Below are 26,686 nucleotides of genomic sequence, written 5' to 3' on the forward strand. Positions count from 1 at the left end.
TTATTCCGCACCCTTCAGTTGTGGCATTTCCGAGCCGCCCTGCGCACCACCGCTCAGTTGGATTAGACCCGATTCCGAGTAGGTCTTCAGCTTCGCGCGGGTATCGGTGATGTCGAGATTGCGCATGGTGAGCTGGCCGATGCGGTCACGCGGCGAGAAGGTGGATTCTGTCTTCTCCATCGAGAGGCGCTCCGGCGCAAAGGTGAGGTTGGCGCTTTCCGTGTTCAGAATCGTGTAATCGTTGCCCCGGCGCAGTTCCATTGTCACTTCGCCCGTAACGGGACGTGCGACCCAGCGCTGGGACGCTTCGCGCAGCATGATCGCTTGCGGATCGAACCAGCGACCCTGGTAAAGCAGGCGGCCCAGCTTGCGGCCGTTCTCGCGATACTGCTCGATCGTGTCTTCGTTGTGAATGCCGGTGATCAGACGCTCGTACGCGATGAAGAGGAGCGCAAGACCGGGCGCCTCGTAGATGCCGCGGCTCTTCGCCTCAATGATGCGGTTCTCGATCTGGTCGCTCATACCGAGGCCGTGACGGCCGCCGATGCGGTTCGCTTCCAGCATGAGTTCGACACTGTCGGTGTACTCGGTGCCATTCAGCGCAACGGGCACGCCTTCCGCGAAGCGTACGGTGATCGTCTCCGGCTTCACGGCAACATCGTCCTTCCACGAGGCGACACCCATGATGGGCGCAACGATCTTCATGGACGTGCTCAGGTGTTCGAGGTCCTTCGCTTCATGCGTCGCGCCCAGAATGTTGGAGTCCGTCGAGTACGCTTTCTCCAAAGACATCTTGTATTCAAAGCCGCTTTGCTGCAGGAACGCCGACATTTCCGCGCGGCCCCCAAGCTCGTCGATGAACGCTGAATCCAGCCAGGGTTTATAGACCTTCAGATCCGGATTCACCAGCAGACCGTAACGGTAGAACCGCTCGATGTCGTTGCCCTTGTAGGTGCTGCCGTCGCCCCAGATGTTGACGCCGTCTTCCTGCATGGCGGTCACGAGCATGGTGCCGGTAACGGCACGACCGATGGGCGTGGTGTTGAAGTACGTGACGCCCGCCGTGGTGATGTGGAACGCTCCAGCCTGCAGAGCAGCTATGCCCTCACGAACAAGCTGCGGGCGGCAATCGATCAGGCGAGCCTGCTCGGCGCCGTATTCCAGCGCCTTGCGCGGGATGGCCTCATAGTCCGACTCGTCCGGCTGACCTAAATTCGCCGTGTAGGCGTAGGGAACAGCGCCTTTGCGCTTCATCCAGTGCAGCGCGGCGGACGTGTCGAGACCGCCTGAGAACGCGATCCCAACCTTTTGCCCAACCGGCAACGACTCAAGAATGACCGACATGAAACTAGAACCTTTCGTTAGCGCTCCGGAACGGAACTGCTGTGTTGGATGACGATGTGCTCCAGAGCGATCTGGCCCCAGTGGCTCACGAGCGATCGAGGCACCGGCAGGCCGGAAGATAAGAGAACGTGGGCGTTCGCGCCTAGGCCCGGCGGCGTTTGCCCATGCCGCGGTCGCGCGGAATGCGCTTGGCTCCACCCAGCAGCATCAGCAGCAGCGCCTTCTGGGCGTGCAGTCGGTTCTCCGCCTGGTCGAAGACGATGCTTTGCGCCGAGTCGATCACGGCGTCGGTGACCTCCTGCCCGCGATGCGCCGGCAGGCAATGCATGAAGACGCTGTGTTCGGCCGCGTGCTTCATCAGGTCCTCATTCACCTGGTAGGGCCGGAAGATCGGCGTGCGCTTGGTCGCTTCGTTCTCCTGGCCCATGCTGATGCAAACGTCCGTGTACACGGCATCGGCACCGGTCACGGCCCTCACCGGGTCGTGCATCAACTGAATCGATCCGCCGGTCTGCTCCGCAAAGGCGATGGCCTTGTGAATCACGTCCAGCTCCGGTTCGTAGCCCTTGGGAGTCGCTACCGTAACGTGCGCTCCGAGTAGAGCGCCCGCCAGCATCAACGAGTGACAGACATTGTTGCCGTCGCCCACATAGGTGAACTTGAGGCCTTCGCAGGAACCGAAGCGCTCCTCCAGCGTGCAGAAGTCCGCGATGGCCTGGCAAGGGTGTTCGTAGTCAGAGAGGGCATTGATCACCGGAACTTTGGCATTCTCGCCGATCTCTGTCACCGTCTCATGCGCGTAGGTGCGAAGCACAATCACATCGACCCAGCGCTCCAGGTTGTGCGCCACATCGGCCAGCGACTCGCGCTCGCCCAGAACCGATTGCGTTTGATCGACAAAGATTGCATTTCCGCCGCACGTGTTGATCGCGGTCTCAAAGGTGAGCCGCGTACGCAGCGATGCCTTCTCAAAGATCAGCACCATCTGCTTTGCGTCCAGAGCGTGACGAAAGTCCTCAGGCCGTCCCTTGACCGCGTGCGCAAGCTCAAGGATCGCGGCAAGTTCCTGCACGGAAAGGTCGGAGATGGACGTGAGGTCGCGTCCGCGCAGAGCCTTAGCCGCCTCGGTGAACGCGGCATCCGACTGGATCCCAAGCTCTACACGTGGCCGGGGCTGTTCGTGCTCCGGCCGATTCATCACTACGGTCTTGCTGCTATCCATGTACCGCTTCTCCAGCAGCCTCAACCTCGCTCGTCTGCTTTGCTTCGATCTCAGGCAGCAGCGACTCGAGGGCTGCAATAGTTTCGTCTACCTGCGCGTGCGTAAGCAGGAACGGAGGCAGGAAGCGCAGGACAGTTTCACTGGTGCGATTCAGCAGGATGTGCTTCTCGAGCATCATGCGCCCCTGAAGTTCGCCTGCGATTTCGGCGGAGTGCATGTCCATGCCGAGCATCAGGCCCATGCCGCGCACTTCCGCGACGACCGGGTGCCGGGATGCGAACTCCTCAAGCTGCTGCTTGAAGTAGGCGCCCACCTCACTCACGTGGTCCAGCAGGGAAGAGCGCTCAATCTCGTCGATCACGGCAAGCGCGACGGCGCAGACCAGCGGCCCGCCACCGAAGGTGGTGCCGTGCATGCCTGGAGTGATCGCACGAGCTGCTTCTTCGTTGCAGCACATGGCGCCCATCGGCAGGCCGCCGGCGATCGGCTTGGCCAGCGTCGTCACATCGGGCTGAATGCCCGTGTGCTGGTAGGCGCACCACTTGCCGGTGCGGCCCATGCCGCTCTGGATCTCGTCGGCCAGCAGGAGCGCGCCCGTGGAATCGCACAGCTCACGTGCTGCGGCGAAGAACTCCTGCGGGACGGGATGGATGCCACCTTCGCCCTGGAGTGGCTCAATGCAGATGGCGCAGATGTCTTCCGAGAACGCGGAGCGCAAGGCATCCACGTCGTTGAACGGAACAAAGGTGACGCCCGGCATGACCGGCTGAAACGGCTCACGGTACTTGTGCTTGTGCGTGGTCGCGACCGAACCCATGGTGCGGCCGTGGAAGCTATGCTCCAGCGCGAGAATGCGTGTGCCGATGTGCTTGCCTTCGGAGCGCAACAGTTCTGCATGCGCGCGAGCCAGCTTCAACGCCGCCTCCCACGCCTCTGTGCCGCTGTTGCACAGGAACACGCGGTCCATGCCGGTCAGTTCGGTCAGCTTCAGCGCCAACGTGGCGGTGTGGCTGTGAAAGAAGAGGTTTGACGTATGTAGCAGGCCCGTCGCAACCTGCTCGGCAATGGCCTTGTTGATGGCCGGGTGGTTGTATCCCAGACCACACACGCCGATGCCGCTGAGCAGGTCAAGGTACCGTGTGCCCGCATCGTCAACCAAGTGAACGCCTTCACCGCGCGTGAACAAAACCGGATGGCGGTCGTACGTGGAAAGCAGCAGCTTCTGTTCAGCCGCCTGGGTCGCAACAAGGTTCATGTTGGTTGCACCTCCGTCCTTCGCAATCGGTTCGTGGTTCGCGATCATGGGTTCCGTCCTGTTGGGGTGAGAGTTGACGTGGTAACGAAGGGGCGAGTGCATTTCGGTTCGAGTACTTGCGAAGGTGCTCATGCTGCCATCACCTCCGTACCCTGTTCGACGCGGGAACTGATCAGGTCGGGCAGAACGCGGGCTGCCTCGGCCGGAAGAATGCGGACACGCTTCACGCCGGCCTGCAGAGCGTCGCGGCAGGCGTTCAGCTTCGGCAGCATGCCGCCGCTGATCACCGAGTTCTGTTGCAGCGCCGGAACATCGCGCAGCGACAACCAACGCATAACGGTGCCGTCCGCGCCCTTCACTCCGGGCACGTCCGTGAGGAATACGAGCGCGTCTGCCTTCACGCAGGCTGCGGTCGCTGCGGCCATCTCGTCGGCGTTGATGTTGTAGTACTCGCCGTCAAAACCAAGCGCGATGGAACTGATGACGGGCACGGAGTTCATCGTCCAGATAGCCTCGATCCAACGCGGGTCGGTGGCAGCGATCTCACCGACAAATCCCAAATCCGGCGTGGTTCTTTTCTTACGCGCGCGAAACACCTGCCCGTCGCCGCCGCAAATGCCGACAGCGGATTGCCCCTGCTGATTGAGAGATGCCACCAGGGACTTGTTGACGCGCCCGGCAAGCACCATCAGCGCGGCATCGCGCGTTTCGGCATCTGTCACACGCAAACCACTGATGAACTGCGATTCCTTACCCATCTGCGCCAGCGTGCGGGTCAACTGCACGCCGCCACCATGTACCACGGCGACCCTGTGCCCGTCCGCTACCAAGTCTGCGATGGCCTTGCCGATCGCCTGGAGCAGTTCGGGTTGTTCCAGGGAGGCGCCGCCCAACTTCACCACGTACTTCAAAGCAGGCCCTCCGATTCGTTCCATCCACACATCACGTTCAGGTTCTGAACGGCCTGTCCGGCCGCACCCTTCAACAGGTTGTCCAGGCAGCTCACCAGCACAAGCCGCTTTCCGTCCGGCCCCACCTCAAAGCCGATGTCGCAGAAGTTCGTGTGCGCCACGTGCAGGATCTGGGGCAGCTCGCCAGCTCGCCGCACCCGAACCATCGGGCTATCCGCGTAGAAGCTGCGCAAGGTGCGCTCGATGTCGACGGCAGTCGCGTTCCCAGCGAGACGTGCATAGATCGTGCTCAGAATGCCGCGCGGAATCGGCAGCAGGTGCGGCGTGAACTGAATCTGGTCCGATTGCAAGCCGAGCTGCTCCAGAAGTTCACCGGTGTGCCGATGACCGAAGACGCCGTAGGCGGACAGGTTGTCGGCCGCGTACATAAAGTGAGTCTTGGGCGTGGGCGCCTTGCCCGCGCCGCTCACGCCGGACTTGGCATCAGCGATGATGCCGCGATCCAGATCGAGCATACCCGTCTGAATCAGCGGCGCCAGAGCAAGAATGATCGAGGTCGCGTAACAACCCGGGTTGGCCACCAGCGACGCCCCAGCAATGGCAGAGCGGTGCAGCTCCGGGCAGCCGTAGACCGCAGCCGCCTGCAGCCGCGCCGCCGCTGCCGGATCGGCGTCGTGCAGCTTATACACCGCCGCGTTGGCTGGGTCGTGCAGGCGCCACGCGCCGGACAGATCGATCACGCGCATGCCGCGAGCGATTGCCTCGGGCACCCACTCGCGCGATTGCTCGTGAGGTAGAGCCAGGAACAGAACTTCAGTTCCACGATCCTGTAGCTGCTCCCACGTGAACGGCGTCACCTCCGGCGCGGGCCCACCACTATGCCTCGCAAGCTGTGGGTGCAGGTCATACAGGGACTGCGCGCCGGCAGCCGAGTTCGCGTCCATGCGGCCGAGAAAGGTGGGAACCGTGCCCTGCAGGCGAGGATGTGCCAGTAGGAGGCGGGCAAGCTCCGCGCCGGCGTATCCGGACACACCGGCGACGGCCGTGCGCAGGCCCGATGCCTGCGTCGCTGTCTTCTTGGATTCCGCTTGCTCCATCACCGCGCTCATTACCCGATCAGTCCTTCCATGCGCTCTTTCAACACCGCTGCCTGTTCGGAATCCGCGCAGATGATGAGCACTGTGTCGTCGCCGGCGATCGAACCCATCAGTTCCGGCCAGTCTTCGTAATCCAAAGCAGCGGCGACGGGCTGCGCGGATCCGGTGGTGGTGATGACGATCAGCAGGTTCTGCGCCTGCTTCACCTCCAGGCCGAAGTTCTCCAGCGTTTCTTTGATCGCGGGGACATCGTCGTCATCCTCGTGACCCGGTCCGGCAAGTGCATATCCATTCGGACCCTTGAAGATATGCAGTTCGTGCATGTCGCGCGAAAGCGTGGCCTGGGTCACGGTAAAGCCACGTTTCTGAAGTTTGCGACGAAGCTCGTCCTGCGAGGTGACCGTGGAGTTTGCCAGCATGTCGCGGATTGCCGCGTGTCTCTGTTGCTTCAATGCTGGCGCCCTCCTTCGTCTCAGATCATGAAACGATCGCCCAATCGGACGAGCGTCTCGAAATGTTTGCCTGGATCTGCGCTGCGGACCGGAAGGTCGCTGCTGGGAGGCCACTCACACATCCGATGGATGCCGCTCCGCCGGGGCTGCATAAACATGCATGACTATGTATAAATATACACAGACCTCCCGCAAACTCCAAGTCCCGGCGCCGCAGGGCAAGTCCCTGCTCGGCGTTCGGCAACATCGCTGTGAACCGGAAGTGTCATTGCCGCATTTGGCAGTTAGGATGAAGTATGGCCGCATCTTTTTCGGTACGCCGTCAGGCTGACTCGCGAGTGACCCCGTCCCTTCTGGACCCGCGTTTTGAGCGCGATTCCTGCGGCGTCGGCTTCGTCGCATCCCGCTCGAACCAGCCCTCCCACGAGATCCTCTCCAAAGCGCTCACCGCGCTAGCGCGCCTGGCGCATCGTGGCGCCGTCGCGGCTGACGGGAAGAGCTCGGACGGCGTTGGCGTGACCGCGGCCGTCCCGCGCCAGCTTCTGCTGGACAGCACCGGACTCGCGCTTGACGCGGCTTTGCCGCTGGGCGTGGCAGTTTGCATGTTTCCGCACGACTCCGCCGAAGCGGACGCCGCCATGCTGGAGCATTGTGTGACGGAGCAGGGCTTGCGGGTGTGCGGCTGGCGTGAGGTCCCCGTCAACCCAGGCGTGCTTGGAGAGATCGCGCTCGGTTCCATGCCGGTGCTGCGCCACCTGCTGGTCACGGACGAGAGCGGCGACGCAATTGAGGCCACCGAGCGGCGCCTATACCTGGCGCGCAAAGCCTATGAGCGGCGCTTTGAGGCCGGTGAAACGCACGGCTACGTAGCGAGCCTTTCCGCGCGAACCATCGTGTACAAATCGCTCTGTCTCGGCCGTACCCTGAGCGAGTTCTACCCCGACCTTGCAGACGAGCGTTTTACGACTTCCTTCGCGCTCTTCCACCAGCGCTACGCCACCAACACCACGCCGGCGTGGCACCGTGCCCAACCCGGCCGCATGCTGGCCCACAACGGCGAGATCAACACCGTTTGGGGTAATCGCGCCCGCATGGAGGCGCGCTACTCCACGTTGCCTCAAGAGTGCCAGCCGATCCTTACCACTGACGGCACTGACTCCACGTCGCTGGACGAAACGGTAGAGCTGCTGACGCGCAACGGCCGCAACATCGCGGAGGCCGTCCGCATTCTCTTGCCGCCTGCCGTAACCGAGCGCCGGAGCGCCTTTCTGGAGTACCATCGCGACACGGCGGAGCCCTGGGATGGTCCTGCCGCACTGGGCTTCACCGACGGCCGCTACGTGGGTGCAGCTCTGGACCGCAATGGTCTGCGGCCAAGCCGTTACGCCTTCACCGCCGATGGCCTGGTCGTCGCCGGTTCTGAGGCGGGCCTGGTCGACCTCGATCCGGAGCAGGTTATTCACAGTGGTCGCCTCGGTCCCGGCCAGATGCTGGTCGTCGATCTCGAGGCGCAGCAGGTGTATGAGAATAAGGCCCTGCTTGATCTGTTCGACACCGACCCCGTATACGCGGCTCTGTTGGATGAGCGGACGATCGAGGCGCAATGGGTCGACCTGCCCCCGACGGACATCGCCGCCGTGCAGCGCGCGCAGTCGAACTTCGGATACACCAAGGAAGACGTCCGCATGGTGCTGCAGCCCATGTTCGCCGAGGGCAAGGACGCCGTGTGGTCCATGGGAGACGATACGCCCCTGGCGTACCTGGCCCGTTCGCCGCGGCCGCTGTACTCGTACTTCCGGCAGCGCTTCGCGCAAGTAACCAATCCCGCCATCGATCCGCTGCGTGAGGCGATCGTGGTTTCGCTGCACACCCGCCTTGGGCCGTGGTCGCACCTGCTGGACCGGCACGCTGCGCTGCCCGGCATCTCGCTCCGGTCGCCGTTTCTTTCGGTCGGCAAGCTGCATGCTCTGCGTCAGGGCAAGTATCCGCACAACGACACACTTCGACTGCGTGAGTTGAAGTGTGTCTTCAGCAAAGATTTCTCGCTAGCCACCGGTGTTGAGGCCCTGTGTGCAAACGCGATCGAGCTTGTTCGGAACGGTTGCGAACTGCTGCTGATCAGCGATCGTCACGCTTCGGCAGACGAACTTCCGATCCCTATGGCGATCGCCGTGTCTGTGGTGCATCACGCTCTGGTGAAGGCCGGCTTGCGCACCCACACGGGCATCGCGGCAGAGGCCGGCGACGTTCGCGATGTGCATCACGCGGCCGTGCTGATCGGCTACGGCGCGGGTGTGGTTTGTCCGTGGCTGGCACTGGAAACCGCCCGCGCCAGCGCACCGGAGGGAACCAACCCCAACGAGCCCGAAATCCGCATGCTGAAGGCGTTCGACGCCGGTCTGGCCAAGATCATGTCCAAGATGGGCATCAGTGTCGTGGACAGTTATCGCGGCGCGTACCAGTTCGACATTCTGGGCCTGAGCCGCGAGGTGGTGGAGCGTTGCTTCCCGCAGACCCCCGCGCCGCTGGGCGGCATCGGCCTGCACGACATCGAAGATGCCATCCGTCATCAGTGGGGCGCACAGCCCCGCGTCGACGCAAAGGGTCTTGCCGACCTGCCCGACTATGGTTGGGTCAAGTTCCGGCGCGCCGACGAAGCCGAGCCGCACGCCTGGGCTCCGGGGCACGTGAAGGCCCTGCAGAGCGTTGTCGGCACCGCTCGCAATGTGCCTCTGCCGGCCAACCCGGCCGAGCAGTTCCGCGTGTTCAGCTCTGAAATGCAGAGCAACGGCGCAACCACGCTGCGCGACCTGCTGGAGATTCGACCGGCCGGTCCAGAGATCGCGATCGAGAAGATGCCGGCGCCGAACGCCTTCTTCTCGCGGTTTGCGGCCAGCGCCATGTCGCTCGGCTCCCTCAGCCCTGAAGCGCACTCGACCATCACGATTGCGATGAACATGCTGGGCGGCAAGTCCAACACGGGCGAGGGCGGGGAAGACTCCGACGTGTATCGGCCTCACCCGGGCAACCGGCGCGTCCCAATGCCTGGAGAGCCCGCCGCGTTTGTCGACAGGCCAGCACCCAAGGGTTCGGAGGGAGGCGTGGCGATTGCAGAGCCGATGGTCGAGGCTCCGGCCGTCCATACGCACCTGAACAACAAGATCAAGCAGGTTGCCAGCGGCCGCTTCGGCGTAACCGCAGAGTACCTCGCGCACGCCGAAGAGATCGAGATCAAGGTGGCGCAAGGTGCCAAGCCCGGAGAAGGCGGACAGCTGCCGGGGCACAAGGTCTCGGGCCTGATCGCGCGGCTTCGCCATGCCCAGCAAGGCGTGCCGCTCATCTCGCCGCCACCGCACCATGACATCTATTCCATCGAAGATCTCGCGGAGCTCATCCACGATCTGAAGCGCGTGAACAAGCGTGCCGCCGTCGGCGTCAAGCTGGTGTCGAGCTGTGGCGTGGGCACGGTTGCGGCCGGCGTGGCCAAGGCCTATGCGGACTACATCGTGATCGCCGGAAACACCGGCGGTACGGGTGCGGCCGCGCTGTCCAGCATCAAGTACGCCGGAAATCCCTGGGAGCTGGGCCTCGCCGAGGCACAGCAGACCCTGCGGCAGAACGGCATGCGCGGCCGCGTGCGGCTGCGTACGGATGGCGGCCTCTCCACAGCCCGCGATGTTCTGATTGCCGCGCTCCTGGGTGCAGACGAGTACGCCTTTGGCACTGCGGTCCTGGTTGTGCTGGGCTGTGACATGGCCCGGCAGTGCCACCTGAACACCTGTCCTACCGGCATCGCAACGCAGCGCCCGGAACTGCGCGCGCGCTTCCGCGGCAGGCCGGAGCACGTGGTGCGCTTCTTTGAGCAGCTCGCCGCGGACCTGCAGCAGACGCTGGCTCGCTACGGCCTCCCCAGCCTGGAGGACGCCATCGGCCGTGTCGATTTGCTGGAGCAGGTGCGGCATGACGCCGGGCTGGACCTCCGGCCGATGCTCGCTGATGTGGGCGACGGTCCAAGGCGCTGGGCCGATGTGCGGAACGACCGTCCCGAACGGCAGGCTGCCCTGGACGACGCATGGATCGAGCCGGCTGTGCGTGCGGCAACCCTGGGCGAGCCGTTCCGGGCCAGCGGACACATCGCCAATCGCGACCGTGCCGTGGGCGCGCGGATCGCCGGCGAGCTTGCGGTGGTGCAGGCAGCGGCGGAGTCTCCGCTCCCCACGCCCGACATTCGCATCGACCTGGAAGGCACCGCCGGACAGTCGTTCGGCGCGTTCATCACGCCGGGCATGCACTTGGCGCTGGAAGGCCAGGCGAACGACTTCGTCGGAAAGGGCCTCAGCGGCGGCACGATCAGCATTCGCGCGCGTGGTCTGGCGGCTCAGGACTCGAGCGGCTTCGTCATCCTGGGCAACGTCTCGCTGTACGGCGCCACCGGTGGCAAGTTGTTCGCCGCGGGTCGTGCGGGTGAGCGCTTTGCCGTGCGGAACAGTGGAGCCACTGCCGTGGTGGAGGGCGTGGGCGACCACGGCTGCGAATACATGACCGGCGGAACCGTGGTGGTGCTTGGGCCGGTGGGTCTGAATTTCGGCGCAGGCATGACCGGCGGAACCGCCTGGGTCAACGACATCGACGGAAGTCTGCTGGGGAAAGATCGCTTTCATGCTGATTTCCTTTCGCCGACCCGCTTTGCAGACACATCCACAGAGGCGCAGAACAACCTGCGTCAACTGCTGGAAGAACATCAGGCAGAGACGGGCAGTTCTTGCGCCGCGTCGCTGCTGGCACGCTGGGACGAGCTGGCACAGCACTTCGTTTGCTTCACCCCGGTGCCGCAAGCATAGGCCCTCGCATGTAGCATGACCTGTGTCGAGGCTGCGGCAAAGCCCATGTGGGCGCACCATTCCAGCAGCCCGCACAGGCGGCTTCATGCAGTTGGCAACATTGAACGATGTGTTTTCGCGCGTCGCAGCGCGCGGCAGCAAACGGGTCATTCTCTCCCAGGAACACAGCGGTGAGTGGAAGCCGATCAGCGGAGATGCGCTGTACTGGCGCGTACGCCGGCTCGCTGCCTGGCTGCAGGCGCAGGGGCTGCAAAAAGGCGACCGCGTTGCGCTGCTGGCAGAGAATCGCTGGGAATGGGCCGTGGTCGATTTTGCCTGCCTGGCGCTGGGCCTTGTCGATGCGCCCATGTTCCCAACGCTGAGCGCGGAGCAAACGGCAGCGCAGATCCGGGACTCTGGCGCGAAGCTTGCGTTTGTCTCTACCGCAGAGGTGGCGAAGAAAGTACAGGGTTCGGTTCAGACGATCGTCAGCATGGACGCATCGGAAGGAACCATTGCGCTCGCGCCCCTCGTTGCAGGGGACGAGCCAGCCACGCGCGACGCCGACTTCGATGCGATCCGCGCCACGATCCAGCCGGATGACCTGGCGACGCTGATCTACACCTCGGGCACCACCGGCGACGCGAAGGGCGTGATGCTGTCGCACGGGAACATCGCTTCGAATCTGTCGATGACCACCGAGATCTACCACTTCAACCAGGACGATGTGGCCGTTTCGTTTCTGCCTCTGTCGCACGTAACCGCCCGGCATATCGATTACCTCTTCTACGCAGACAACGTGACGATCGCCTATGTGAGCCGTGCGGAGCGCGTGCTGCCTGCCATGGCAGACGTGAAGCCGACGATCTTTGTCGCGGTGCCGCGTGTGTACGAGCGGGTGCGGCAGTCGGCAGAAGGCAAGGCACACAAATCCGGCGGTCTGAAGGTGAAAATCTTCGACTGGGCCATTCGCACGGGCGCTGCCCATCGCAACACGGTGGCGCAGCGAGAGACGCCGGGCTCGCTCCAGTGGAAGCTGGCCGACAAGCTTGTCTACTCGAAACTGCGCGACGCCTTTGGCGGCCGGGTGCATACCTTCGTCGCAGGCGGAGCTCCGCTGGGCATCGATCTGGCGCGCTGGTTTGCCGACGCCGGTATCCCTATCTTCGAGGGCTACGGTCTGACGGAAACCTCGCCTGTGATCGGCGTGAACCGGCCGGGCGCCAACAAGCTGGGAACGGTTGGTCAGACGATGCCGAATCTGGAGTGCCGCATCGCGGATGATGGAGAACTGCTGGTGCGCGGCCCCAGCGTCTTCAAGGGTTATTGGAACAAGCCGGAAGCCACGGCGGCTGTGTTCACCGAGGACGGCTTCTTCTGCACCGGCGATGTGGGCAACATCGATAAGGATGGCTATCTTTCCATCACCGACCGAAAGCGCGAGCTGCTGAAGACCACCGGCGGCAAGTTCGTGGCCCCGCAGCCCATTGAGAACCGACTCAAGGTGTCTTCGTCGATCGGCTTCGTCGCGTTGCAGGGGGATCGCCGCAAGTACATCAGTGCGGTGATTGCACCCAACTTCGCTGTGCTGGAAGAGACGGCGCAGAAGCAGGGGATCGACACCAAGGACCGGGCAGCGCTGGTACGAGACCCTCGCGTGATTGCTCTGTACCAGCAGGAGGTCGATCGCGTGAACCACGACCTTTCACCATGGGAGAAGATCAAGCGCTTCCGCCTCGTTCCAGACGAGTGGACACCGGAATCCGGGTACCTGACGCCGAGCCTCAAATTGAAGCGTCGCGTCGTGGTGGAACGGTACAAGGACGTGATCGAAGAGATGTACAGTGGTGCCGGCGCGGAGGCAGAGGGGTAAAGCCGAAGTTCGATACAGGATGCGGCCCGCATGTTTTCGCTTGCAGGCTATCCGAGGCTCACGGTACAACGACAACACGCATGAAGAGCGCCGCTCAGATCGTTCCGCGAGAGGTCATGGATATCCGGCAAGCGGCGGCGTATCTCGGCATCAGCGCGGATTCGCTGTATCGCTACGCCTCCGAAGGCGTCGTGCCGGCGTTCAAGCTGGGGAACCGCTGGCGTTTCAAGCGCGACCTGTTGGATCGCTGGATGGAACGCGAAAGCGGCGTTATTCCTGAGCCAGCCTCTCCCGAAGCAAAGAAGCCGGCACGATCCGCGCGCTGAACCTTACGCTGCCGGTTCCAGCGTGAACAGCGTGATCTCCGGCGGGCAACGAAAGCGGATCGGCAGGTGCACCGCACCGATTCCACGATTGACGTACAGTTGCAAGTCGCCGAGCTGAAAGAGTCCACGCACATAGCGCCGTCCCATCACCGGCAGAAACGCCTCCGTTACGCCGGGTAGCCGCACCTGCCCGCCGTGAGAATGGCCGGCAAGCATCACGTCGACCCCACCGTACTGCTTCACCACATCGGCAAAGTCGGGTTCATGTCCCAGCAGGATCACGGGTTCGCGCTCCTTTGCAACTGGGACGGTTTGGGCCAGATCGGGAAAATCGAAGTAGGCGTCGGCCGTGCCGGCGAACCATAGCCGATCGCCGCCCGCGTCCACCGCGATATGGCGGTTGTACAGCACGGTGAGTCCGCGTTGACGAAGGCATCTCGTCACAAAGGGCAGGTTGATGCAATCGTGGTTGCCGAGCGTACAGAGGCGCAGGGGCGCCTTCAGGCCGCTCAGGATCTCGGCGCACACAGGCATCGCCTTGCGCCAGGGGCCGAAAGGATTGCCGTGCGCAGTGATGAAGTCGCCGGTCAGCGCCACGACTGCTGGCTTCAGTGCGTTCACGGTGCTCACCACCTCACGCAGGTAATCGTCCTCGGCGTAGCCACGGTGGTGAAAATCAGAGATCTGGCAGATGCGCAGGCCATGGAACGCAGTAGGAAGGCGACGGAGATGCAGCGCCTGGTGCTCGACGACGAGGTGGTGCCGGTCAATGGCAGTTGCGTCCAGCAGCAGCCCGCTTGCCGCGATGGCCGCAGCGCCTACCAGGAACTCGCGACGGTTCGGCCGGTGCAGGGAAAGAACGCGGCTGCGCGCCGTTTGCTCCATCTATCCATTGTAGGTGGACAGGCCGCCGGTGCGTTGCTCCCGGCTAAGATGAAGAGGTGCTGGAACGCCTACGCTGGAAGCGACTTGCCGATCACCTGCGCCGCAACGGAAGCGCCGCGCTGCTGGTGACGCATCTGCCAGACGTGCGCTATCTCTGCGGCTTCACCGGCTCCAGCGCTGCGCTTGCAATCGTTGTGGGGCCGCGGGGTCTGCGCGGCCGTTTGTTCACTGACGGTCGATACCGTGATCAGGCTGCGTCCGAAGTCACCGGCGCGTCTGTCACCATCACGCGTGGGAGCCCACTGCCCGCCGCTGCAAAGTGGCTCGCCGCCGCGGGTGCTGTGCGCTGCGACGTGGACGCTGCGCACACCTCGATCGCCGCGCAGAAGCAGATCGTCAAGATTTTGAAAGGGACACATAGCCCGTGCCGGCTGCGCGCCGTTGTGTCTCCGGTCGCCCGTTTGCGCGAGGTGAAGGACGACATTGAACAGGAGCGCCTGGCCGCGGCGGCGCGACTGGGCTGCGAGTTGTATGACGGCATGCTGACCTTCATCGAGCCCGGCATGACCGAGGTCGAGGTGGCAGCCGAGCTGGAGTACCGTGCCCGCAAAGCCGGTGCAGAGGGCATGAGCTTTGAGACGATCGTGGCCTCGGGAACTCGCTCAAGCATGCCGCATGCCCGCGCGACCGCAAACCGCATCGAAGCAGGTGCGTTGCTCACGCTCGACTTCGGTATCATGCTCGATGGATATTGTTCCGACATGACAAGGACCCTGCAGGTAGGCCAGGGAACTTCGCGTGTTCGGCAGCGTCGGCAGCGCGAGGTGTTTGAAGCTGTGTTGGCGGCGCAGGAAGCAGCGGTCGCGTCCGTACGCCACGGTGTCACAGCCGAGGCGGTCGATACTGCGGCGCGAAACAGTTTGAAGGCGGCCGGCTTGGCGAAGTGGTTCACCCACTCCACCGGGCATGGCCTGGGGTTGGAGATCCACGAAGGTCCACGGATTGCGGCAAAGCAGACGGAGCCGCTGTGTGCCGGGATGGTGATCACAATTGAGCCGGGTGTGTATCTGACCGGTGAGTTTGGAGTCCGCATCGAAGATACGGTGCGGGTGACCGAAGAGGGTTGCGAGATTTTGACGCCGGCCTATAAGGGCTGGCTGGAGCTGTAGCAAAGGACAGAGATGGCAGACATGAACATGCTGGAACTGCGGGAACTGGTTCAGTTCCTGAAGGAAAGCGGAATCGCTGAGTTCGAACTGGATCGCGAAGACCAGCACGTACGACTGAAGTTTGAGAGCGCGTTTTCACAGCCTGCCGCAGCGCCCGCGGTGACGTATGCGATGCCCGCACCGGCACACCTGCCGGGCACGCCAGCGCCTGCAGTCGCGGCGCACGCAGCAGCACCAGCGGCGGCTCCCACCACACCGCCGGCGGTAGAGGAAGACACCGCTCACGTGGTCAAATCGCCGATCGTTGGCACCTTCTACGAAAGCTCAGCGCCAGGTGCGCAGCCCTTCATCAAGGTCGGCGACACGGTCGAGGTTGGCCAGGTGCTTTGCATCGTGGAAGCGATGAAGCTGATGAACGAGATCGAAAGCGATGTGGCCGGCGAGGTCGTCCGCATCATCGCGAAGAACGGCAGTGCCGTGGAGTACGGTCAACCCCTGTTCGCCGTCAAGGCGCGGTAGGTCCAGCGCATGTTCAAGAAAGTCCTGATCGCCAACCGTGGCGAGATCGCTCTGCGAGTCATCTCCGCCTGCCAGGAACTCGGCATCAAGACGGTCGCCGTGTACTCGGAGGCAGACCGCAACAGCCTGCACGTTCGTTTCGCCGACGAAGCCATCTGCATCGGTCCGCCGCGTTCCGCAGAGAGCTACCTGAACGTTCCAGCCGTCATCAGCGCGGCTGAGATCACCGACGTCGACGCAATCCACCCCGGCTACGGCCTGCTCAGCGAGAATGCCAACTTCGCCGAAGTGTGCCGTGCATCAAACATCAAGTTCATCGGACCTCGCCCTGAAGTCACGCGCATGATGGGTGAGAAGTCCACCGCGCGTCAGACCATGAAGGCCGCCCAGGTGCCAATCCTGCCCGGCTCCGACGGCGTGATCGGTTCCGTTGAAGAAGCGCTAGCATGGGCAGACACCGTTCGGTACCCCGTCATTCTCAAGGCGGTTGCCGGCGGTGGAGGACGCGGCATGCGCATCGTGCGGTCTGCCGATGAACTGCCCGGCCTGTACAACCAGGCCTCGCAGGAAGCGCTCAACGCCTTCGGCAACGGCGACCTCTACATGGAGAAGTTCATTGAGCGCCCACGCCACATCGAGTTCCAGGTGCTGGCCGATGAGCATGGCAACGTGATGTCGCTGGGCGAGCGCGAGTGCTCCATCCAGCGCCGCCACCAGAAGCTGATCGAAGAAGCTCCATCACTCCAGATCACGCCGGAAACACGCGCCCGCCTGGGCGGTGTCATCGAACGGTCCTTGCGCGAGATCGGCTACTGGAATGCCGGCACCATCGAGTTCCTCATGGACGAGGACGGCGAGATCTACTTCATCGAGATGAACACCCGCATCCAGGTGGAGCATCCGGTGACAGAGTTCATCACGGGCGTCGACCTGGTAAAGGCGCAGCTTCGCATCGCCAGCGGTGAAAAGCTCAGCAGCATCGTTCCGGAGCGTCCGGTCATTCGCGGACACGCTATCGAGTGCCGCATCAACGCCGAGCACCCAGAGAAGTTCACCCCATCGGCCGGCAAGATCACGGCGTTCAACCTGCCGGGTGGCAACGGTGTGCGCGTCGACACGGCGCAGTACAGCGAAGGCGTGGTGCCGCCCTACTACGACAGCATGATCGCCAAGGTCATCTGCCACGGCAAGGACCGCGAAGAGGCGATGAACCGCATGCAGCGTGCCTTGTCGCAGTTCGTGGTCGAAGGCATTTACACCACGGTGCCGCTGCAGCAGAAGATCTTCGCCGATCCGGACTTCCGTCGCGGCGACTTCGACACGAAGTTCATGGAGCGCTTCCTTGAAGCCGAAGCGAAGCGCAAGGCCGAAGCGGCGGAGAAGCTCTAACGCGTTTGCTTGCGCCGTTGCGCGGTCCAGTCGATCGCGCCCGCAAGCATCCTGAGTCAGGCCCAATGAGCCCGCACGATCTCACCACAATTCGGACGCGCTTTGCCCGCGCCATCGCGGCGCACGAACCATCGCTGCGCTTGTACGCCATCCTTGATCGAGAGACCTGCGCGCGACGCAATCTCGACATTCGCGACGTCGCCGTTGCCTGGCTTGGCGCCGGCGTTCGTCTCGTTCAGTACCGGGACAAGCTCGCAGGTGACGACGATCTGCTTCGAAACGCCCGCGACCTTCGCGCGATCTTCCCACGCGACGAGGCCTTTCTCATCCTGAACGACCGTCCCGATCTGGTCGAAGCGTGCGACTTCGATGGGGCGCACATCGGGCAAACCGATCAGGAGGTGCAGCAGGCACGCGATCTGCTCGGACCGCAACGCCTGCTCGGTGTCTCCACGCACTCCGCCGACCAAGCTCTGCTGCAACGAAACAGCGATGTGGATTATGTCGCCATTGGTCCGGTCTTTGCGACGTCCACCAAGGCCGACGCTGATCCCGTGGTTGGCCTCTGCGGCGTTCAAGCCGCCCGTGCCGTGATGCCTGGCCCACTTGTCGCCATCGGCGGCATCGGTTTGGGGGATGCCCGCGCGGTTGAGATGGCTGGCGCAGATTCGGTCGCTGTCATCTCGGCGCTGCTGCCCGGCAGCGACCTGGACGGCGTCACCGGCAGAGCGCAAGACTTTCTCGCTCGTTTGAAGTAAAACCAACCTACACGTGGTTACCTCTCCGCAAAGCAGTGCCTCGGCTGATACCGCTCCCAGCCAGCACCTCGTCAAGGGCCTTGGCCTGTTTTCCGCCACGGCGATCGTTGCAGGCTCCATGGTTGGGTCGGGCATCTTCATCGTCTCTTCCGACATGGCCCGAGTGGTCAACTCCCCGGCACTGCTGATTGCTGCCTGGCTGCTGACTGCTGTGATGACCCTGATCGGCGCCCTCAGCTATGGCGAGCTGGCGGCCATGATGCCCAAGGCGGGCGGGCAATATGTCTACTTGCGCGAAGGCCTCGGTCCGCTGTGGGGCTTCCTCTATGGCTGGACACTCTTCCTCGTCATCCAGACTGGAACGATTGCCGCGGTGGCCGTTGCGTTCTCCAAATTTCTGGGTGTGTTTTTCCCGTCCATCTCCACCAAGGCTTGGCTCTGGCACGGAGGTCATGTCCCCGCGCTGCACGTCGGCCCCATGGTGCTGGGCAACATGGATTTCGGCCTCTCCACCGCCAACCTGGTTTCGATCCTGCTGCTCGCCTTGTTGACCGCGCTGAACAGCATTGGTGTCCGGCTGGGAGCGTTGATCCAGAACATCTTCACTTCGGCCAAGTTGCTGGCGCTCGGATTTGTCGTGCTGTTCGGCCTCTTTGCTCGCAACGCGAGTGCGATCGCAGCCAACTTTGCTAACGGCAACTTTTGGCATGGCGCCAGCTGGTCCACGCTGCACCCAGTCACTGTAGGCGAGGGCGGCCCCGCCGCAATGGTTGGCATCCTTACCGTCATCGCGGTGGTCCAGGTGGGATCGCTGTTCTCGTCCGACGCGTGGAACAACGTGACCTTCACCGCGGGTGAGATTGAGAACCCGCGCCGCAACCTGCCGCTCTCGCTCGCGATTGGCACCGGCATCGTGCTCCTGCTGTACATTGCCGTGAACTTCATCTATCTCGCGGTATTGCCGCTGCACGGCGATCCGAATGCTTCAACCATTCTCGGCCGCGGCATCCAGTTTGCCAGCGAAGATCGCGTGGCCACCGCGGTCATGGAGCAGGCCTTCGCCGGATACGGGGCCCGCATCATGGCGCTCGTCATTCTGATATCCACCCTTGGTTGTGTGAACGGCATGGTGCTTGCCGGCGCGCGCGTGTACTACGCCATGAGTGCGGATGGCCTGTTCTTCAAGGCAGCAGGCAGGCTCAGTAGATCCCAGGTTCCCGTCACCAGCCTCTGGGTGCAGTTCGCCTGGACCGCGCTGCTGTGCCTCTCCGGGTCTTACGGTCAACTGCTGGACTACGTCATCTTCGCAGTACTGGTCTTTTACGTGCTCACTCTGGTCGCACTGTTCCGCCTGCGCCGTACTCGCCCGGATGCGCCGCGACCGTACCGTGCAATCGGCTATCCGGTGCTACCCGCCCTGTACATCGTTCTCGCTCTGTTCATCTGTGTTGTACTCTTGCGATACAAACCCCAGTACACCTGGCCCGGTCTCATGATCGTGCTGCTTGGATTGCCGGTTTATTTCTTCTGGCGCACCAGAAGTCGCGCCAACCTTTCAGATCTGTAGCAGCAGTCTGCACCACCCTTCGGAGGAGCACTCTACCGCGATGCCCAATATTTTCGCCCGCAAGTCCATGACGGCGCTGCTCTCGGAGGCCCACGAAGAGGGATCTCACACGCTGCAGCGAACGCTGGGCCCGTTTCAACTGACCGCGCTCGGCATCGGAGCGGTCATCGGCGCCGGCATCTTTGTGCTGGCCGGTCTGGGCGCGCACTACGCCGGCCCGGGCCTCATGCTGTCGTTTGTGCTCAGCGGCCTTGGCTGTGCGTTTGCCGGCCTTTGCTACGCGGAGTTCGCCGCCATGATCCCGCTGGCGGGCTCGGCTTACACCTACGCCTATGCGACGCTGGGCGAGCTGATCGCCTGGATCATCGGCTGGGACCTGACGCTGGAATACGCCATGGGCGCCAGCACCGTCAGTTCCGGCTGGTCCAATCACTTCATCGAGCTGATGGAGATCTTCCACATCCGCTTTCCCCTGTGGCTCGCTTACGACCATTGGACGGGGCTGGGTGTCGCGCTCGATCAGGTAGCACGTTCGGTGCTGAGTGTGCAGTTCTCATCGCTCGCCGTTGGATCGCAGGAGTACATCGCGAAACTCGGCGCACTGAAGGCAGCCCCCACCGCAGACATGCTGACGCGTGCGCACCAGGTGCTCGGCGCACCCACGATTGCCGGCCACGAGATCGGCATTAACCTGCCGGCATTTCTCATCGCGCTCGTCGTCACCACCATCCTCGCCATCGGCATCAAGGAGAGTGCGAAGTTCAACGCAACCATCGTTGTGATCAAGGTTGCGGTGGTGCTCTTCGTGCTGGGCCTGGGTGCTCACTACGTGAGCGCGGCGAACTGGGGCCACGATTGGCACACCTTTGCGCCTTACGGCTTCGGCGGCATCGGTGCCGGCGCCGCGTACATCTTCTTCGCGTACATCGGCTTCGACGCGGTTTCCACTACGGCGCAGGAAGCCAAGAACCCGCAGCGCGATCTGCCCATCGGCATCATCGCCTCGCTTCTGGTCTGTACGCTGCTCTACATCGGCGTGGCGGCCGTGCTCACCGGCATGGTGCCCTGGGCGCAGGTCAACATCGAGGCGCCGATTGCACGAGCCTTTCTCGACCGCAACCTGGTCTGGGCAAGCGACATCATCACGCTGGGAGCGCTTGCTGGCCTGACCTCCGTGATGCTGGTGATGCTGCTGGGGCAGACCCGCGTGCTCTACGCCATGGCGAACGACGGGCTGCTGCCGAAGCGGTTCTTTGCTGAAATCCACCCGCGCTTCCGCACGCCCTTCCGGAACACGTTCCTGGTGGGTACGCTGGCCGGCGTCGTCGGCGCTCTCACGCCCATCGATGACATCGGCAAGATGGTGAATATCGGCACCCTGCTGGCCTTCGTCATCGTTTGCATCGCCATCGTGATCCTGCGCCGGACGGAGCCGGACCGGGTACGTCCGTTCCGCACACCACTAGTTCCACTGGTGCCCATCCTCGGCGTGGTATTCAACGGCTACATGATGATCAAGTTGGGCTGGTTGAACTGGGCGCGTCTGATCATCTGGCTCGTCATCGGCCTGGTGGTCTACTTCTCATACGGCCGTCGTCACAGCGTGGTGCAGAAGCGGGCCGCTGGCCTGTTGCCGGCACTGGACTAGCGCGGCACTGAATCGCTACGAGTCGAAATTCAGAGAGGCGGTCCTTTTAGGGCCGCCTCTTCTCGCTTGTGGGGATACTCTGGCCGATGGCCGTCGATCGTGTTGCCGTCTCCAGCGTTACCGAGGCGGCGTGTTCTGGATCATCGCGAAGTCGCAGGTACAGCGTATGTCCGTCCGCCGGTCGCGGCACCCGCAGCGTATCGGCGGCGAAGCCTTCCGGCACTTCGATCGCTTTGCTGAAGCTCGCATCGGACGAGATGGATGCAATCAGGAAAAGGTTCGCACCGGTGAGAACGCAAGGCGTTTCAGGAGCGAACGTGCTGCCCTCCTGCGACTGAGAGGCAGCAGTCGTTGCAGGCGCGGCGCTCGCTCCATGAGCCGGATGAGCAGGGCAGGTTACCTGCTGAACCGTGGGCGTCCGCACCAGGGTGCCGAGAGGCTGCCAATCCGACGCTGTTTCCGCTGTGACCACTCGGAACTGCAGCGGACCAAACGCGGAGGCACCAAACGCTTTCTCCGGATTGAGAAACGCCAGCGCGGTGCGGCTATCCTGCAGCACAACCGAACCGTCTGCAAGGGTCAACTCCGTATGCAGCGTCCCGTCGACTGTTCCGACCTCAACCTTCTCAGAGCGGCTGAACTTTGAGGGTGACCCGGCGCGCAGCGCCACCGTCACCTTGCTGTGCAGTGGCAGCGCATCAACATCGTTCAATGCTAGCGGCAGACCTGTATCGCCCGGCAGTTCTGTCGCGGTCCGGTTCAGAACCGTCACAGACGGCCGCGCCGCATCCACCACATAGCCGGTCGTAAGAACCCTGCCGTCCCGCAGCGTAAGCGTTGCCGGGCCGTGATCGCCAGCTTTGAAGTTGCGCTTCGGCTTGCTCTTCGGATCCTGCGTGTCCGGCTGCAGGTTGAGACGCAGGCTTGTGCCATCGCCGTTCGGCTCTGCCGGTTGCAGCGCATTGCCTTCCATCGTGCCGCCCTGCACCTCTTGCAATCCCGTGCCCGTTAGCGTGCCGAACGTGTCGCCCGCATGCAGGCGCAGCTCCCGCAGCCGTGTCACGTCCGAGTACGCGGTCACCTGCACTCTTTGCATCGGAGCATTGCCATACTGTTTGATCTGCAGCGTGATACCGCCCGGCGCGGCATGTTCCAGGGGCAACACGACGTCCAGCGCATTGGGCGTGCCGTCGCGCTCCGCGTGCCAGTCCAGCCGCCGTGTGCCGCCGTCGTTCTGCACCAGCACCTGCTCGGTACACCCCGTGCCCGTTGACCGCAGAACCAGCGTGTTGGTGCGTCCTGCAAACAGCTCCGTTCGCGGCGCTGCGGTCCAGTCAGTTCCGACACGCTGCTGCAAGGGAACTGTCAAACCTACAAACGGATCGAAGCCCCAATAGCCACGGATTGTGCCATTGATCGTGATAGGATCGTCCGCCGATCCGCTGTGCGCAGCCGCATGCATCGCGCCAAGGCCAGGGGTACTTGCCGGTCCGCCCTGATGCTCGAGCGCAGGCCGGCTTGCAGGCACCGACGAAGTGGCAGGCGACGCTCCCTGCGCATCCCGCGCGGGCGGAGCAGCGGTGGCCAGTGGTTTGCGCTCGTCTGCGCCGGCAACCACCAGGCCGCCTTCAAACGCATCCGGAATCAACGGCAAATCGGTTCGGCCGTCGGGCCCCGGCTGGTCCAGGTGCAGCACCAGATCATGCGCAAAGCCCGTCGCGAACACGAGCGGCGCGCCGTTCAACGGAAGCACCATCCGGGTCTGCAGCAGGCACGACACGTGACCCGGGTCCTGCGGCTGCAGTGGCGGCGGTACAGCCTTCTGAATAGCTGGCAGCGCGATCACAATCACGGACTTCGGATCGTGGAACGACGGCGCCGCATTCAGCCGCAGGTTCAGGGCATCCTCATTCGGGAAGGCGATCGCAGGAATGTACTGGAAGTGCGCTGTGTGAAGGCCGGTCATCAGGCGCACCAGGTCCAGCACCGTCCCCACGTACGCGCTGTAGGCGGCCGCGCCGGTGTTTGCAACCATGGGCGTACCCTGAACGGCGCCAATCAGGTTCGACGTGTCGCCATTCGTGATCATCTGCGCCAGGGTCTGTCCGTGGCCGTCGTCCAGCAGCAGCGAGGTCCCGCTCTGCCGAAGGCAGCTGAGTTGTTCATCGGCAGGCCGCTTGAAGCACTCATCGTTCGGCTTCAGGTTCAGCGTCGCCGCCAGCTTGCGAGAGTGGTCAAGCAGGTCGGCCGGCGAGTTGGGCCGGACCCGCTGCAGCGCCTGCACGTACCGCTCAATGCGCGACTGCTCAAAGCTGGCCTCGTTCAGGTCCTGCGAGGCGCGAACAAAGGTCCCCGGGCGGCCCTGCACGGCATTGCGCAGGGTGGAGAAGTCACCGCCCGTCTCCGGTGCGATAAACATCAGGGCCTGCTCGGCCTCGGGTGGAACCGTGACCGTCGCTCCTTCAGCCCGCGTCTTCTTGTTCCACGTCTCGATGCGCGTGAACCACTTGTCCGGGGGCGGATTCGTCGTCCCACGCAGAAACGCAACGACGAGCAGCAGATGAACGGACTGCGAGGGAGGCAGGTCCGCGTGCACCTGCAGCTTGTCTCCCGGCTGCAGGTTGGGGACGGAAGCGATCGGCAAAGACCGATCCCCACGCGTCACGTGCACGTCGATTTTGGGTCCCAGCAAGTCGAAGCGGCCCTGCTGCGCGGAGGCGGAAAGCGCGCCCAGCGCTGCGAGTGCCAACCCCGCTCCCGCGAGCCTGCTTGTACGCGATCCTACGAACATGCTCCCTGTTAGACGACGCGTTTCCCGCGTGCGTCGCATTGGTTTGGCAGGGAAGCGGTGGCTCGGCAGACACGTGCCACTGGTCACGACATTTCGTGGCAGACGGATGCGTTGCGGAACAGCGCGTTCGTCAGCAGCTCTACTGCGTCTGCGAGACGCCTTCCAGCATTTCCGTTGGCGACATGCGGGAGGAGGGCTTATCGCTGGCAATTACGCCATCGCGAATCGTGACAACGCGGTGGGCGTACTCGGCAATGTCCGGCTCGTGCGTAACCAGCACAATCGTGTTGCCGTTGCGGTGCAGATCGGCGAACAGCCCCATGATTTCCAGGCTGGTCTTGGAATCCAGATTTCCCGTGGGCTCGTCAGCCAGGATGATTGACGGCGAGTTGACCAGGGCGCGGGCGATCGCCACGCGCTGTCGCTGTCCGCCCGACATCTCGTTCGGCTTGTGGTGCATGCGCGTTCCAAGCCCCACTGACTCCAGCACCTCGGTCGCCCGCTTTATGCGAGCTTCCGCCGCGGTTCCGTTGTAGATCAGCGGCAGCTCCACGTTGTGCAGTGCCGTAGCGCGCGGTAGCAGGTTGAAGGTCTGGAAGACAAACCCGATCTCCTTGTTCCGGATGCGCGCTAGCTCGTCGTCGTTCAGCCGTGAAACGTCATGTCCGTTCAGGCAGTAGCTGCCCTGCGACGGCGAGTCCAGGCAGCCGATCAGGTTCATCAGCGTGCTCTTGCCCGAGCCCGACGGACCCATAATCGCCACGTACTCGCTATGGCGGATCCGCAGGTTCACGCCTCGCAACGCGTGCACCTCCTGATCGCCCATCTGGTAGGTCTTCCACAGGTTGTCCGTAGCGATGACTTCGCCGGGAACACAGGTCACGCCATCGGTTGCAGGTGCATTCATTGTCGCTGTTGCCATGATGCTTTGCTTCTCCTGCCCCGCCTACGAGGCCGTGGTGCTCGCGGTGTCTTTATCGGTGTCCTGCTTCACGGCCGTCCCACTCTTCAGCGTACGCAGAGTCTTGAACCGGCCGGTGACCACCTGTGCCCCGGGCTCCAAACCCGCCGTTACTTCAATGTCCGTGGCTCCGGTCACACCGGTGCTCACGGGAACGAACTGAACACGCTGCTTCCCGTTGACCGTCTTCACCACATAGACGCCCTGCACGGTCGCTTTCTTTGTGCTGGCGGCTTGCACCGTGGAGCCGTCCTTGGGCTCCTTGCCATTGTTCTTCAGGTACACGGCTTCCGTAGCGGGATCGCGGCTAACCAGGGCCTGCAGCGGCAGCACGACTGCATTGCTTACCTGCGCGGTCTGAATCTTTGCTGTCGCGGACAGGCCCGGCCGCAGATCCTCGTTGTTCTGCCCGCTCACATTGTCCAGTGTCACGACAATCTTGAAGTCCTTGGCCTCCTCGGTGCCCGTCGTGGACTGCGACGTGGCGATGCCGGTCGTGCGCAGCAGGGCCTGGTCGCCCACTTCGGTCACATGCCCCTTGAACACCCGGCCCGGCAGCGCATCCACCGTCACGTCAACCGGCTGGTTCAGCTTCACGTTGACGACATCCGTCTCGTCCACCTTTACCTCGGCGGTGATCACACTCATGTCGGCCAGCGTCATCAGCGTAGATCCCTCGGCGTTCTGAATGCCGGTCACCATCGTCTCGCCTTCACGCACGGGAACGTTCGTGACAAGGCCGTCAAACGGGGCGCGTGAAATGGTCTTGTCCAATGCGTCGAAGTTGGCCCGCTGCGACGCAATCGCCTGGTTCACATGGCCACGCTGCGACTGTGTCTGAGCACGCGCCTGCGCCAAGGCAGCTTCGCGCTGCTGCACCGTCGCCACATCCACGTCATAGGCTGCTTTGCGCTGGTCGTAATCCTGCTTGGAAACCAGGCGGTTGTCGTACAACTGCTGGTACCGGTCGATGTCGAACTTTTTCTGCTGCAGGTCTGCCTTGGCCTGGGCCAGGTTCGCCTCCGCCGTCTTCTCCGCGGCGATATAGCTGTTTACATCCGTCTTGCTGGAGGCGATGGTCGCACTCTGGGCCGCGACCGTCGCTTCCGGCTGCACGCTCTCCAGCGTTGCCAGGGTCTGGCCCTTCTTCACGTGGTCGCCTTCCTTGGCATACAGGTGCGTGATGCGGCCAAACGCCGTGGCGCCGATGTTCACGTAGGTCTTGGGCTTGATCTGGCCTGTCCCGCTCACCACCGCAGTCAGGTCCTGGCGGCCGATGCGGGTCATGGTCACCGGCACCACGTCCGCCTGGCTCTTCAGAACGGACGCCGTAACCACCCCGGCGACAACGATCAAACCGACGATCAGCAGAACGATCTTCTTCCTGGTACTCATGGTCTCCACATCTCTTCGCGGCAAGTCGCCTGCGCATCCCGGCAAGCAAAGTGTAGTACGCCGATCTGCGCCGTTTGGTTCCGTCTGCCGAACTTACGTTCAACTGTCCCCAACAGGGAACTAGGCCGGCAGGCCGCGCAGATGCTGTCGTTCCTCAAACTCACTCGTCCAACAGACGTTACCAGCAAGTGGACTCTGGAGGGGTGCAAGCCAGAAAAGGTTGCCTCCACGTTAGCCACTTGTTCAGAAAGTCACTAGACTGGTATCCGAAACACGTTGGCTCTCGGCAGAGGGTTTGGCAGGA

Annotated in this window: 19 protein-coding genes; 9 read left to right on the plus strand and 10 right to left on the minus strand. The window is 63.2% G+C overall.

Annotation, left to right across the window (positions count from 1 at the left end):
• From argG to OHL12_RS04090, 6 genes are all read right to left on the minus strand, one after another.
• Complete coding sequence (argG, locus tag OHL12_RS04065) at window positions 1-1,344, minus strand: argininosuccinate synthase (RefSeq protein WP_263412551.1); 1,344 nt, start codon at window positions 1,342-1,344, stop codon at window positions 1-3.
• 142 nt (window positions 1,345-1,486) lie between these two features.
• A complete protein-coding gene (gene argF, locus OHL12_RS04070) occupies window positions 1,487-2,566 on the minus strand; it encodes an ornithine carbamoyltransferase (protein WP_263412552.1) in 1,080 nt (359 codons plus the stop codon).
• Entirely contained in the window at window positions 2,559-3,869 is a 1,311-nt protein-coding gene (locus OHL12_RS04075) for an aspartate aminotransferase family protein (protein ID WP_263412553.1), read from the minus strand. Before OHL12_RS04075 ends, argF begins: the two co-directional genes overlap by 8 nt.
• Before the next feature lie 80 nt (window positions 3,870-3,949).
• Window positions 3,950-4,732, minus strand: a complete 783-nt coding sequence (argB, locus tag OHL12_RS04080) for an acetylglutamate kinase (protein WP_263412554.1) — start codon at window positions 4,730-4,732, stop codon at window positions 3,950-3,952.
• Window positions 4,729-5,841 (minus strand): N-acetyl-gamma-glutamyl-phosphate reductase, encoded by a 1,113-nt coding sequence (gene argC, locus OHL12_RS04085; RefSeq protein WP_263412555.1) that lies wholly within the window; start codon window positions 5,839-5,841, stop codon window positions 4,729-4,731. Before argC ends, argB begins: the two co-directional genes overlap by 4 nt.
• Window positions 5,841-6,281, minus strand: coding sequence for an arginine repressor (locus OHL12_RS04090; RefSeq protein WP_263412556.1), 441 nt, complete (start codon window positions 6,279-6,281; stop codon window positions 5,841-5,843). Before OHL12_RS04090 ends, argC begins: the two co-directional genes overlap by 1 nt.
• A gap of 296 nt (window positions 6,282-6,577) precedes the next feature.
• Here OHL12_RS04090 and OHL12_RS04095 point away from each other — a divergent pair, with 296 nt between their 5' ends.
• The 3 genes from OHL12_RS04095 (at window position 6,578) to OHL12_RS04105 (ending at window position 13,300) form a co-directional block, all read left to right on the plus strand.
• Window positions 6,578-11,122, plus strand: coding sequence for a glutamate synthase-related protein (locus tag OHL12_RS04095; RefSeq protein WP_263412557.1), 4,545 nt, complete (start codon window positions 6,578-6,580; stop codon window positions 11,120-11,122).
• Window positions 11,123-11,207: 85 nt separating this feature from the next.
• Window positions 11,208-12,974 (plus strand): AMP-dependent synthetase/ligase, encoded by a 1,767-nt coding sequence (locus tag OHL12_RS04100; RefSeq protein WP_263412558.1) that lies wholly within the window; start codon window positions 11,208-11,210, stop codon window positions 12,972-12,974.
• 80 nt (window positions 12,975-13,054) lie between these two features.
• Window positions 13,055-13,300 (plus strand): helix-turn-helix domain-containing protein, encoded by a 246-nt coding sequence (locus OHL12_RS04105; RefSeq protein ID WP_263412559.1) that lies wholly within the window; start codon window positions 13,055-13,057, stop codon window positions 13,298-13,300.
• Between the two features lie 3 nt (window positions 13,301-13,303).
• On the opposite strand, the gene OHL12_RS04110 is transcribed toward OHL12_RS04105, so the two are convergent.
• A complete protein-coding gene (locus OHL12_RS04110; protein ID WP_263412560.1) occupies window positions 13,304-14,185 on the minus strand; it encodes a metallophosphoesterase in 882 nt (293 codons plus the stop codon).
• A gap of 56 nt (window positions 14,186-14,241) precedes the next feature.
• On the opposite strand from OHL12_RS04110, the gene OHL12_RS04115 reads away from it, so the two are divergent.
• The 6 genes from OHL12_RS04115 to OHL12_RS04140 all read left to right on the plus strand — a co-directional run bounded on the left by OHL12_RS04115 (window position 14,242) and on the right by OHL12_RS04140 (window position 21,235).
• Complete coding sequence (locus OHL12_RS04115) at window positions 14,242-15,354, plus strand: M24 family metallopeptidase (RefSeq protein ID WP_263412561.1); 1,113 nt, start codon at window positions 14,242-14,244, stop codon at window positions 15,352-15,354.
• 12 nt (window positions 15,355-15,366) lie between these two features.
• Window positions 15,367-15,873 carry an acetyl-CoA carboxylase biotin carboxyl carrier protein gene (accB, locus tag OHL12_RS04120; RefSeq protein WP_263412562.1) on the plus strand — a complete coding sequence of 169 codons (507 nt, stop codon included), beginning with the start codon at window positions 15,367-15,369 and terminating at the stop codon, window positions 15,871-15,873.
• 9 nt (window positions 15,874-15,882) lie between these two features.
• Window positions 15,883-17,262, plus strand: a complete 1,380-nt coding sequence (accC, locus tag OHL12_RS04125) for an acetyl-CoA carboxylase biotin carboxylase subunit (protein ID WP_263412563.1) — start codon at window positions 15,883-15,885, stop codon at window positions 17,260-17,262.
• Between the two features lie 65 nt (window positions 17,263-17,327).
• Complete coding sequence (thiE, locus tag OHL12_RS04130) at window positions 17,328-18,020, plus strand: thiamine phosphate synthase (protein WP_263412564.1); 693 nt, start codon at window positions 17,328-17,330, stop codon at window positions 18,018-18,020.
• A gap of 13 nt (window positions 18,021-18,033) precedes the next feature.
• Complete coding sequence (locus OHL12_RS04135) at window positions 18,034-19,587, plus strand: APC family permease (protein ID WP_263412565.1); 1,554 nt, start codon at window positions 18,034-18,036, stop codon at window positions 19,585-19,587.
• Between the two features lie 40 nt (window positions 19,588-19,627).
• The gene (locus OHL12_RS04140; RefSeq protein ID WP_263412566.1) at window positions 19,628-21,235 is read left to right on the plus strand and encodes an amino acid permease; all 1,608 of its coding nucleotides are present in this window, start codon (window positions 19,628-19,630) and stop codon (window positions 21,233-21,235) included.
• A 46-nt stretch (window positions 21,236-21,281) separates the two neighbouring features.
• Here the strand turns inward: OHL12_RS04140 and OHL12_RS04145 are convergent, their stop codons facing one another.
• The 3 genes from OHL12_RS04145 to OHL12_RS04155 form a co-directional block, all read right to left on the minus strand.
• Window positions 21,282-23,984 carry a hypothetical protein gene (locus OHL12_RS04145; RefSeq protein WP_263412567.1) on the minus strand — a complete coding sequence of 901 codons (2,703 nt, stop codon included), beginning with the start codon at window positions 23,982-23,984 and terminating at the stop codon, window positions 21,282-21,284.
• A gap of 181 nt (window positions 23,985-24,165) precedes the next feature.
• A complete protein-coding gene (locus OHL12_RS04150; RefSeq protein WP_263412568.1) occupies window positions 24,166-24,948 on the minus strand; it encodes an ABC transporter ATP-binding protein in 783 nt (260 codons plus the stop codon).
• 24 nt (window positions 24,949-24,972) lie between these two features.
• Window positions 24,973-26,382, minus strand: coding sequence for an efflux RND transporter periplasmic adaptor subunit (locus OHL12_RS04155; protein ID WP_263412569.1), 1,410 nt, complete (start codon window positions 26,380-26,382; stop codon window positions 24,973-24,975).
• Window positions 26,383-26,686: the final 304 nt, after the last annotated feature.

It is taken from the genome of Terriglobus aquaticus (assembly GCF_025685415.1).
Classification (GTDB): domain Bacteria; phylum Acidobacteriota; class Terriglobia; order Terriglobales; family Acidobacteriaceae; genus Terriglobus; species Terriglobus aquaticus.